The sequence below is a fragment of the Brevibacterium aurantiacum genome, from assembly GCF_003932995.1.
Classification (GTDB): Bacteria; Actinomycetota; Actinomycetes; order Actinomycetales; family Brevibacteriaceae; genus Brevibacterium; species Brevibacterium aurantiacum.
Genome location: NZ_CP025333.1, coordinates 1,103,559 through 1,114,588 on the forward strand (window position 1 = coordinate 1,103,559; position 11,030 = coordinate 1,114,588).

Annotated in this window: 10 protein-coding genes and 1 tRNA gene; 9 read left to right on the forward strand and 2 right to left on the reverse strand. The window is 62.7% G+C overall.

The window, feature by feature from the left end:
- The first annotated feature begins 57 nt into the window (after positions 1-57).
- From CXR25_RS05025 to glpK, 3 genes are all read left to right on the forward strand, one after another.
- Positions 58-1,779 carry a glycerol-3-phosphate dehydrogenase/oxidase gene (locus tag CXR25_RS05025; RefSeq protein WP_009882941.1) on the forward strand — a complete coding sequence of 574 codons (1,722 nt, stop codon included), beginning with the start codon at positions 58-60 and terminating at the stop codon, positions 1,777-1,779.
- A 37-nt stretch (positions 1,780-1,816) separates the two neighbouring features.
- Complete coding sequence (locus CXR25_RS05030) at positions 1,817-2,539, forward strand: MIP/aquaporin family protein (RefSeq protein ID WP_009882940.1); 723 nt, start codon at positions 1,817-1,819, stop codon at positions 2,537-2,539.
- A 76-nt stretch (positions 2,540-2,615) separates the two neighbouring features.
- On the forward strand, positions 2,616-4,148 hold the full coding sequence (gene glpK / locus CXR25_RS05035) for a glycerol kinase GlpK (RefSeq protein ID WP_125178013.1): 1,533 nt from the start codon (positions 2,616-2,618) through the stop codon (positions 4,146-4,148).
- 35 nt (positions 4,149-4,183) lie between these two features.
- Here the strand turns inward: glpK and CXR25_RS05040 are convergent, their stop codons facing one another.
- Positions 4,184-4,747 (reverse strand): GNAT family N-acetyltransferase, encoded by a 564-nt coding sequence (locus tag CXR25_RS05040; protein ID WP_096158399.1) that lies wholly within the window; start codon positions 4,745-4,747, stop codon positions 4,184-4,186.
- Between the two features lie 74 nt (positions 4,748-4,821).
- Here CXR25_RS05040 and CXR25_RS05045 point away from each other — a divergent pair, with 74 nt between their 5' ends.
- Both CXR25_RS05045 and proC read left to right on the forward strand, forming a co-directional pair.
- Entirely contained in the window at positions 4,822-5,865 is a 1,044-nt protein-coding gene (locus tag CXR25_RS05045) for a sugar phosphate isomerase/epimerase family protein (RefSeq protein WP_096158400.1), read from the forward strand.
- A 50-nt stretch (positions 5,866-5,915) separates the two neighbouring features.
- Positions 5,916-6,752 carry a pyrroline-5-carboxylate reductase gene (gene proC / locus CXR25_RS05050; protein ID WP_009882936.1) on the forward strand — a complete coding sequence of 279 codons (837 nt, stop codon included), beginning with the start codon at positions 5,916-5,918 and terminating at the stop codon, positions 6,750-6,752.
- A 42-nt stretch (positions 6,753-6,794) separates the two neighbouring features.
- Here the strand turns inward: proC and CXR25_RS05055 are convergent, their stop codons facing one another.
- Complete coding sequence (locus CXR25_RS05055) at positions 6,795-7,676, reverse strand: helix-turn-helix transcriptional regulator (protein WP_125178014.1); 882 nt, start codon at positions 7,674-7,676, stop codon at positions 6,795-6,797.
- A gap of 111 nt (positions 7,677-7,787) precedes the next feature.
- Between CXR25_RS05055 and CXR25_RS05060 the strand changes: the two genes are divergently transcribed.
- From CXR25_RS05060 to CXR25_RS05075, 4 genes are all read left to right on the forward strand, one after another.
- A complete protein-coding gene (locus tag CXR25_RS05060; protein ID WP_009882933.1) occupies positions 7,788-8,129 on the forward strand; it encodes a DUF485 domain-containing protein in 342 nt (113 codons plus the stop codon).
- Positions 8,126-9,772 (forward strand): solute symporter family protein, encoded by a 1,647-nt coding sequence (locus CXR25_RS05065; protein ID WP_009882932.1) that lies wholly within the window; start codon positions 8,126-8,128, stop codon positions 9,770-9,772. The genes CXR25_RS05060 and CXR25_RS05065 overlap by 4 nt, the downstream gene beginning before the upstream one ends.
- Before the next feature lie 244 nt (positions 9,773-10,016).
- A tRNA-Gly gene (locus tag CXR25_RS05070) sits at positions 10,017-10,087 on the forward strand.
- Positions 10,088-10,302: 215 nt separating this feature from the next.
- The gene (locus tag CXR25_RS05075) at positions 10,303-10,995 is read left to right on the forward strand and encodes a hypothetical protein (RefSeq protein ID WP_114384619.1); all 693 of its coding nucleotides are present in this window, start codon (positions 10,303-10,305) and stop codon (positions 10,993-10,995) included.
- Positions 10,996-11,030: the final 35 nt, after the last annotated feature.

The window sequence follows — 11,030 nt, forward strand, 5'->3', positions numbered from 1 at the left end:
GACTGGTGCGCAATAATGGTGGGAACGCACACGCTCTGAGAAGGAAAAGAACTGTCAATGCGAAATGGCGAGCTGTCCCCATCGTTCCGCGATGAAGCCCTGCACACCCTGGAGAACACCAGCCCGGACGATCCGCTCGACGTCTTCGTCGTCGGCGGAGGCGTCACCGGAGCAGGTTCCGCCTTCGATGCGGCCACCCGCGGGCTGAAGGTCGGTGTCGTCGATGCCAAGGACTGGGCTTCCGGCACCTCGTCACGGTCCTCGAAGCTCATGCACGGCGGACTGCGCTACCTGGAGATGCTCGACTTCAAGCTTGTGGCCGAGGCGCTGAAGGAACGCGACCTGCTGCTCCAGCACACAGCGCCCCACCTCGTCGAACCTGTTGCCTTCGTCTTCCCCTTCGAACACCGGCTCATCGACAGGGCATTCATCGGTTCCGGCGTTCTGCTCTATGACACGATGGCCACCCGTCCCGGACGCAAACGTGCCGTGCCGATGCACCGCCACCTGGGAAAGAAGGCACTCACCGCCCATTTCCCCGGCCTGGCCGACGATGCAGCGGTCGGTGCACTCGAATACTATGATGCGAAGGTCGACGACGCCCGTTTCGTCATGACGCTCATCCGCTCTGCTGTGGGCTACGGCGCCGCCGCGGCCAATCACGTCTCCGTCATCGACTACCTCCACGACGGGGACCGGGTCTCCGGAGTCCGTGCCCGTGATGAGATGACCGGCCGAGAATTCGACATCCACGCCCGCCGCACCATCCTTGCCGGGGGAGTCTGGACCGAGGAGCAGCAGGACCTGGCCAAGGCCGACGCCGGCCTCCAGGTGCTCGCCTCCAAAGGTGTGCACATCACGGTCGAGCAGGACAAGATCAAGGCAGACCCGAACACGGGCATCATCTCGAAGACGGAGAAGTCCGTGCTCTTCGTGATCCCGTGGGAGGGCTACTGGGTCATCGGCACCACGGACACCCCGTGGGACCAGGATGTCGACGCACCGGTGGCGAACTCTGATGACATCGACTACCTGCTCAAGCATGCGAACGCGATCCTGACCGAGAAGCTGAGCCGCAACGACGTCATCGGCGTCTACTCCGGTCTCCGACCTCTGCTCCAGCCCGTGGTCAAGGAAGGTCAGGCCTCGACGAAGGTCTCCCGTGAACACACGGTGATGGAGATCGAGCCCGCTCTGGCAGCGATTGCCGGCGGCAAGTTCACCACGTATCGCGTCATGGCAGAAGACGCCGTCGATTTCGTCCTCGGCGATGACGCGAAGGACCGCCGCTCCCTGACCGAATCGATCCCGCTGCTGGGTGCTCAGGGCGTCGGCGCCGTGCGCCGCGGCCAGTCCGGCATCGCCGAGAAGCACGGGTGGGACGAAGACCGGGTCAGGCGACTCATCCGCCGCTACGGCACCCTGCTCGAAGACATCCTCGACCTTATCGACGAGGATCCCGAACTCGGTCGCCCGCTGCCCGGTGCCGAAAGCTATCTGCGCGCCGAGGCACACTATGCGGCGACCTCGGAAGGTGCCGTCCACCTCGGCGACATCCTCGAACGACGGATGCGGCTGAACTATGAGGTCAGGGACCGAGGCAAGTACGCCGCCGAGGCGGTTGCGGCGATCGTCGCCCCGATCCTGGGGTGGGACGACGAACGGGAAGCGAAGGAGATCGCTGACTTCAACGCTCACGTCGACGCACAGATCGCCGCTGAATCCACCCACGACGATGCCGCGGCTGCGGCACTCGTCGAGGAAACACTCAAACCGTAAATCCGCTAAGCAGGACAAACATAGGAGTTTGTGAGATATGGGTACTATTTTCCTTTATGAGATCGGCGGAACGGCGATGCTCATACTGCTCGGCGTCGGCGTCGTCGCCAACGTGGTGCTGGGCAAGACCAAGGGCAACGGGGGAGGCTGGCTCCTCATCTCGTTCGGCTGGGGCCTCGCGGTCTTCGCCGGTGTCTTCGTCGCCTTCAAGACAGGTGCGCACCTCAACCCGGCCGTGACCATCGGCATCTTGTCCAGTGGAGCCGAGGAATACGCTCCCGGCATCGCCGTGAACTTCGGCAACACCATCGCCTACCTCGCGGCCGAGATGATCGGTGCCATGATCGGTGCCTTCCTCGCCTGGGCCGTGTACAAGAAGCACTACGACGAGGAGAAGGAAGCCGGCAACATCCTCGGCACCTTCTCCACCGGTCCTGAGATCCGCAGCTACGGCTGGAACTTCGTCACCGAGGTCATCGCCACCTTCGTCCTCGTGTTCGTCATCCTCCTCTTCGGCGGAACCCCACACGAGCTCGGACCCCTGGCAGTCGGCCTCCTCGTCGTCGCCATCGGTGCCTCACTGGGCGGACCCACAGGCTATGCGATCAACCCGGCCCGTGACCTCGGGCCCCGCATCGTCCACGCCCTGCTGCCGATCCCGAACAAGGGCAGCTCGGACTGGTCGTACTCGTGGGTCCCGATCGCCGGACCTCTGGTCGGCGCCATCATCGCCGGACTGCTCTCCCGGGCCTTCATCTGAGCAGGTGGGGCGAGCCCATCAGACCCTCGTCTGAGTCACCAGCAATCCACAGCACCACCTCGACATAGGAGTCAGTATGAGTCAGGAAAAGTTCATCCTCGCCGTCGACCAGGGCACCACCTCGTCGCGGGCCATCGTCTTCAACCACGCAGGGCAGATCGTGTCCTCGGGTCAGCTCGAGCACGAGCAGATCTTCCCTCGGGCAGGCTGGGTCGAACACGACCCGATGGAGATCATCAGGAACACGAACGAGGCGATCGGTCAGGCCCTGACCCGCGCCGACATCAACCGCCACCAGCTCGAGGGCGTCGGCATCACGAATCAGCGTGAGACCACGGTGATCTGGAACAAGAACACCGGCAAGCCGGTCTACAACGCGATCGTCTGGCAGGACACCAGAACACAGAAGATCTGCGACGAACTCGCCGGAGACGAAGGTCCCGACAAGTACAAGGACCGGGTCGGTCTGCCCCTGGCCACCTACTTCGCCGGGCCGAAGGCCAAGTGGGTCTTCGACAACGTCGAGGGCGTCAAAGAGTCCGCTGAAGCCGGAGACCTGCTCTTCGGCACCATGGACACCTGGGTGCTCTGGAACCTCACCGGCGGCGTCAACGGCGGAGTCCACGTCACCGACGTCACGAATGCGTCCAGGACGATGCTGATGAACGTTAAGACCCTGGACTGGAACGAGGAGATCGCCGGTGAGATGGGCATCCCCGTCTCGATGCTCCCGGAGATCAAATCCTGCTCCGAGGTCTATGGGTACGGTGCGAAGAACGGCCTCATCATCGACACCCCGATCTGCGGCATCCTCGGTGACCAGCAGGCGGCGACCTTCGGTCAGGCATGCTTCGAGAAGGGCCAGGCCAAGAACACCTACGGCACCGGCAACTTCATGCTCATCAACACCGGCAACGAGCCTGTGGCCAGCAAGAACGGTCTGTTGACGACGGTGGCCTACAAGATCGGCGACGCCGAGGCTGTCTACGCCCTCGAAGGTTCCATCGCCGTCACGGGGTCCCTCGTGCAGTGGCTGCGTGACAACCTCGGAATCATTGCCGATGCTCCCGAGGTTGAGACGCTGGCGAAACAGGTCGAGGACAACGGCGGCTGCTACATCGTGCCGGCCTTCTCCGGCCTCTTCGCCCCACACTGGGAGTCCGATGCCCGCGGCGTGATCGTGGGTCTGACCCGCTACGTCAACAAGAACCACATCGCCCGTGCGGCTCTCGAATCGGTTGCATTCCAATCCCGCGAGGTCCTCGACGCCATGGACCTCGACTCGGGTGTCGCACTCACCGAGCTCAAGGTCGACGGCGGCATGGTCGCCAACGAAACGCTCATGCAGTTCCAGGCCGACCTCCTCGGCGTGCCCGTCATCCGCCCCGAGGTCGTCGAGACCACGGCCCTGGGCGCGGCCTATGCGGCGGGCATCGCCGTGAAGTTCTGGAACGGCGAGGACGACGTGAAGGCCAACTGGCGCGAGGGCAAGCGCTGGGAGCCGTCCATGGACAAGGACAAGGTCGATCGCGTCTACCGACTGTGGAACAAGGCCGTCGACAAGTCGAAGACCTGGGTCGACGAGGACGTCGAAGAACTCTACGGCTGACCTTCGGTCGAGGTCGATACTCGCCGAGGTGGCCCTCAGCCGAGTTCGACCGTGAACATGCGCTCTGGCACCGCTGGAGACACCCCGTCGAAGACGTGGGTGATCTCCGTGCGGTGCCAGCCGTGTTTGGCATAGAAGCGCATCGCCCGCTCATTGCCTTCGGCGACCATGAGATAGGCACGGGTGAAGCCCTGCCCACGCAGCTCGTCTTCCAACGCGTGGAGGAGGACGGCGCCGACGCCGGTGCCGAAGGCGTCGGGATGCAGATTGATCGACGCCAGCTGCCCGAGACCCGAGACATCGGGAAGCGAAGCGAGCACCTCGGGGCTATCCCTGGGCGGGCACACCCCGCCGAACCCGAGGATGCGCTCCGTCGCGGCCGAGTCTTCGACTGGCTCCAGCGCCACCAGCGTCGACATCGGATTCGACTCCTCGCCGAGGTTTCTCGCCCAGCCGGCGGTCTGGCGGTCGATGTTCAGGGAGTCGAGAATCTCATCAGCCATGATGCCGCGATAGGCGGCCGTCCACGCAGCGATGTGGACGTCGGCGATCTGGGCGGCATCAGCGACGCGGGCCCGGCGAACTCGAAAATCAGCCATTGATCCAGCTTAACGATTTCACGGCTTATGCTTTCTGAGGGAATATGGAATCTTCGGGGACTAAACTGGATGGAATGAGCAGTGCGAATCGGTCGAAGTCATCACGGAAGGTCTATACCGCGAAGAATTCAGCGCGGTCCAATTTCCGACGCCACCGTGAGTACTTCGACAAGCACGAGGTCTACGACCACGACACTCAGCACAGTTCCGAACACACGATCCGGATCGGTCTCTCCAGCTCCTCGGTCTCGCCGATGACCGTGGCCGAGACCTTCGCTCAGGCCGCCAAGCACGGCTATGACGGCGTCGAGATCATGGTCACCCACAATGCCGAGACCCGCGACGTCGACCTCATCAACGGTCTGGCCGCAGAGACGGGCCTCGAGGTCATGTCCCTGCACGCACCGACGCTGCTGTTCCTGCCCCGCGTCCTGCACAAGGACCACTGGGAGAAGCTGCGCATCACCGCGAACCTGGCCAAGGCGGTCGGTGCGAAGACCGTGGTCCTGCACCCGCCTTTCCGCTGGCAGGGGGAGTACGCACTGGGCTTCGTCGAGGGTGTTCGCCAGGTGTCGGAGGAGACCGGAGTCGTCCTCGCCGTCGAGAACATGTACCCCTGGCGCGCAGGCGTGCGCGAGATCCTCGTCTACTATCCCGACTGGAACCCTCTCGACGAGGACTATGACGCTCTCACCTTCGACTTCTCCCACGCCTCGACGGCCGGAATGAACGCGCTCGAGACCGTCTCAGAGATCTTCGACAAGCTCCGTCACGTCCACCTCACCGACGGCTCCGGATCCCTCAAGGACGAGCACCTGATCCCAGGCGCAGGCACCATGCCTGTGGCCGAGACGCTGCAGTACCTGGCCAAACACGACTGGTCCGGCGACATCGTCGTCGAAGTCAACACTCGCTTCGTGGCGAAGAAGTCCACGCGAGAGCAGATGCTCGCAGACTCGCTCGCCTTCGCGCGCGAGCATCTCGGGCTCGCATCTGAGGCCAGCCACCGCAATGCCTCCAGTCATGTCCGCACGAGCGAGGTCCGCACAAATGGAAACGCCGCGCGCGAGAACCCCGCGAGCGAGATTCGTGCGAACGACGGCCAGCCGAACTCCTGAACGCACCACACGCACCACAAAAACGTGAACAACAGAAAGGCAGGTCTGATTTGACCTCCATCGCCTCCATCGGCACCGGAAACATGGGTACGGCACTGCTCAAGGGAATCCTCAGCGCCGACGAGAAGCTCGACGTTCGAGCGACGACGAATTCGGCCGCCTCGGCGAAACGACTTGCCGCGGAACTCCCCAATGCCACGGTCACCTCCGTCGAGGACGATGCCGAGGCCAACCGGAAGGCGGCCGAAGGCGCTGACTTCGTCTTTCTCGGCGTCAAGCCGTGGATGATGGCCGAGACCGTCCGCGACCTGGCCCCGAGCCTGAACGCCGACTCGGTCCTCGTCTCGATGGCCGCCGGTGTCGCCATGGCCGATCTGGCCACCCTGGCACCGCAGAACCCGATCGTGCGGATCATGCCCAACACCCCTAGTTCCATCGGGCACGGCGTCATCGCACTTGCTCCCTCCGCCGAGGTGGACGACACCATCGTGGACACACTGCGGACGCTGCTGTCGGGAGCCGGACTCGTCGTGGCCTTGGACGAATCCGAGATCCCCGCGATGACAGGGATCTCAGGCTCCGGTGTGGCCTACTTCTTCCTCCTGGCCGAGACCATGATCGCCGCTGGTGTGAAGATGGGGCTGAGCGAGGAGACCGCCAAACAGATGGTCGTGGCCACCGCGGACGGAGCAGGACGCCTCCTGACCGAGAAGCCGGACCCGAGCGCGCAGCGTCAGGCTGTCTCCAGTAAGGGCGGCACCACACTCGCAGGCCTGCAGACCTTCATCGATGCGGGACTCTTCGACACCACCGAGGCGGCAGTGCAGGCTGCCGGCAACCGTTCCCTAGAGATGGAGAAGGAGAACTCCGAGGTCATCAACGGCTGAGTGTTCGAGCCAACCCGGCGGCCCAGACCATCGCCGCCGGGATCAGGGGAGCGCCCCAGCTGACCTGGCGATGGACACCGCCTCGTGCCGGGTGCCGGCAGAGAGCTTGACCATGGCCGTGTTCAGGTAGGACTTCACGGTCGACTCCCGCAGCCCCAGCCCCTCGGCGATCCTGGCATTCGACCATCCCAGCGCCACATGCGAGAGGATGTCGGTCTCCCTGGGGGAGAGGCTGATGGTCGGTGTCGGGTTCGGAAACAGCTCCGAATTGTGGCCTGAGAGGATATCGGCCAGTCGGTTCTCCACCGCAGTCAGACGCTGCCGCATTACGTTCTCGTCGACACCCGAGCGAATCGAACGCAGCTCCGCATAGGTCCGGCGCAGCGCTTCACGGCTCGAGGACTCGAGATCGGAGTACAGGCGCTCTGGTTCGACCGGTACCTCGGCCGGTCGGGCCCGGCCGAGCCGCCCCAGGTCCACTGACAGCTGCCTGACTCGTTTGACGAGGTCACTCGTCTGCGGGGCTGCCGCATCGTAGTTCTTGCGGTGACCGCAGTAGATCATCCCCGTGACGTCACCGCCGCGCAGCGTCGGCACAGCGATGAGAACCTGGATCCCCTCGCCGAGGACCTCCTCGTCATAGTGATGAGTGATGAAGGGATCGATCCCATAATCCTTGGTCAGCTGGGGTGTACCCTCGGTGAGCGCACGTCCACCGAGCCCCCGTCCTGTGCTGACGATGAGTGAGGACAGGCGATCTTTGCTGCCCCCGGCAACTGCTTCGACGGCGACTTCATCATCCTCGACCGCTCCGCCGAAGACCACATCACCGGTCCCGCTGCGGTGCAGAGAGTTGATGGCTTCAACGAAGAGTCGGCGAGTCTCGGCCTTCAGCGCCCGAGATTCTTTTGCTTTGACATTCATGTGAACAAGCTACCAACTTTCGGTGGTATTCCACAGTGCAGGCTGACCGCTAGTTTTGACTTGTGTGATTTAGACCACTGATGCTCGACGCACAATTCGAATGGAGAAGTAATGACCGATCCCGTCAGTACTCGGGTCGATTTCCTCGTCGAAGAGGAAAATCCCGAATTCAAAGCGCTCAAGCGCAAAAGGTTCTCGGTGGTGATACCACTGTCGATCGGATTCATGGCGTGGTACTTCCTCTACGTCATCCTGAGCACCTACGCGCACGATTTCATGTCCACGAAGGTCATCGGTGAGATCAACCTCGGGTTGATCCTCGGCCTCCTGCAGTTCGTGACCACCTTCGCGATCACGATGTTCTATGTTTCGTTCGCGAACAAGAAGCTCGATCCGCCGGCTTCGGCGATCCGTGAACGCCTCCAGCACCAGTCGGAAGGAACCACCCCATGAGCACACTTGCCATAGGAGACCTGTTCGCCTCCGGACTCGACAAAGTGTCTCAGGGCGTGACCGAGGTCGAGAACAATCCGGTTCTCAACATCACGATCTTCGCCGCCTTCGTCGCGGTGACCATGTTCATCGTTCTGCGGGCCAGTAAGAACAACAAATCAGCGTCCGACTACTACGCGGGCGGCAGGTCCTTCACCGGACCACAGAACGGCTTCGCAATCGCCGGTGACTACCTGTCCGCGGCCTCGTTCCTGGGTATCTGCGGCGCCATCGCGGTCAACGGCTACGACGGCTTTCTGTACTCGATCGGCTTCCTCGTCGCCTGGCTCGTCGCCCTGCTCATCGTGGCAGAGCTGATGCGCAACACAGGTAAGTTCACGATGGCCGACGTGCTTTCGTTCCGCCTCAAGCAGCGTCCTGTGCGCATGGCAGCAGCCCTGTCGACCCTGGCCGTGTGCTTCTTCTACCTCCTGGCGCAGATGGCCGGAGCCGGTGGCCTCGTGTCGCTGCTGATGGGCATCGACGGCAAGGTCGGCCAATCTCTGGTCGTCGCCGTGGTGGGTGCTCTTATGATCATCTACGTGCTGGTCGGCGGTATGAAGGGAACCACTTGGGTCCAGATCGTCAAGGCGGTCCTGCTCATCCTCGGTGCCTTCGCCATGACCATCTGGGTGCTCGCCCTCAACGGGTTCAACTTCTCGAGCCTGCTGGCCTCAGCAGTCAACAACTCCGGCGTCGGCGAGGCCATCCTGGAACCAGGTCAGAAATACGGTGAGAACCCGCTCGACTTCATTTCCCTGGCTCTGGCCCTGGTGCTCGGCACCGCTGGTCTGCCTCACGTCCTGATGCGCTTCTACACCGTGCCCTCGGCGAAGGAGGCTCGTCGTTCGGTCGTCTGGGCGATCTGGCTCATCGGTGGGTTCTACCTGTTCACCCTCGTCCTCGGATACGGTGCGGCAGCACTTGTGGGTGCTGACGCGATCGAGAACGCACCCGGCGGAGTGAACTCGGCGGCACCGCTGCTGGCCCTTCACCTCGGCGGGCCCATTCTCATGGGCTTCATCTCGGCCGTGGCCTTTGCCACGATCCTGGCCGTGGTTGCTGGCCTCGCGATCACCGCAGCCGCGTCCTTCGCTCACGATATCTATGCGAGCGTCATCAAGAAGGGCAAGGTCGAAGACCCCGATGCCGAGGTCAAGATCGCGCGTCGCACCGTCATCGTCATCGGTGCTGTCGCGATCATCGGCGGCATCGGAGTGCAGGGACAGAACATTGCGTTCCTCGTGGCACTCGCCTTCGCCGTTGCGGCCAGTGCGAACCTGCCGACGATCGTCTACTCGCTGTTCTGGAAGCGCTTCACCACTCGCGGCGCCGTGTGGTCGATCTACGGCGGTCTGGGATCCGCGATTCTGCTGATCGCCTTCTCCCCGGTCGTCTCCGGTTCCGAAACCGCGATGATCCCGGGAGCAGACTTCGTGCTCTTCCCACTGTCGAACCCCGGAATCATCTCGATTCCCCTCGGCTTCATCCTCGGCTGGATCGCGTCGATCACCGATAAGACCGTTGAGAGCCCCGAGCTGGCAGCGGAGATGGACGTTCGTGCCCACACCGGATTCGGCGCCGAGGAGGCTGTCGAACACTGAGTGTGAGAAATGTTGCTCGTACGACGTGATGTTCGTGCGACATGATGCTGAGGGGGTGGCTGCGGCCGCCCCCTCAGTCGTGCGCGAGGGTTGGGCAAGTCTGTGGGGAATCACAGCCGAGCATATACACTGGGGGAGTTGTCGCGATCACCGCATCACCGTGGTTTTCAGTTCGCCGTACGACGGTGCTCGGTTTCCCTCAGCAGGGCATCTGCGCTGGTGATAACGGGTGATGTGAGGATATGCGGGCGTAGCTTAATGGTAGAGCCTCGGCTTCCCAAGCCGATGACGCGGGTTCGATTCCCGTCGCCCGCTCACATTGTGTCGTGGCTTTCGTCGTCGCTCTAGTCGTGGCTTTCGTCGTCGCTCTACGGATGTCTGGCGAAGCGACCGAGAAACTTCTGACCACGCTGTCCTATGCTGTCCTGTGGCCATGTCAGTGCTGCCACATACTCTGTCATCAACGTCGTCGCCGGCCTCGCACAGATGCGATCGGACGCAGCCGCGACGAGTCGACGGAGAGAGTCTCAGTGAACAACAACGAACAGTTCTTTCGCGTGGCACGGCTGCATGCCGACCTCATGGCGGTCGATCGGGAGCTGCAGAAGATCGGGCGTGTTTCCAACGAGCAGGCAGCGATACGTGCGATCGCCCTCCACCTGCCGATTGACGACGCTGATGCGAAGGCCCTTGACTCTGCGGACGAGAAACTGGCCGAAGACAGAGCGGAACTGCTCAGGCGTCGCAGGGGACTGGTTGATCGATTGTGGCCGGACTTCCTCGATTTGGCCGACAGCGAGGTGGAACGGCTGGATGCGGAATGTGGGGCAGGCGGCTGGAACGACCTGCCCGCACGCTGCTTCGACACGCTGGAGACCGTGACGTTGTCCTTTGCTCAGCGGTTGGAGGACATGGTCGCTACCTGGAATCACGTGGGTTCGGTCCTGACCGAGTTTTCGCAGGGCCTGCCGGTCAACGACAGCACGCAGACGACTCCGCTCGGTGACTCACCAATCACACGGCTGGGACCGCGCGAGCAGGGCAGCTACGCCGGGGTCGTTATCAGAGGACGATCGATCGCGTTGGTCAGCAGACATGAGACTCTCGAATGGTTTCTGTCCGAACTGGAGTCCGAACTGACTGTGATGATGCAGAAAGCTCGTACTCGACTGCTTGCGGGTGATGACGATCCGACAGAAGTCGAAATGGAGGCTGCATGGTAGAAGCCGATCACGACACGCTGCAGTGACCCTCTACG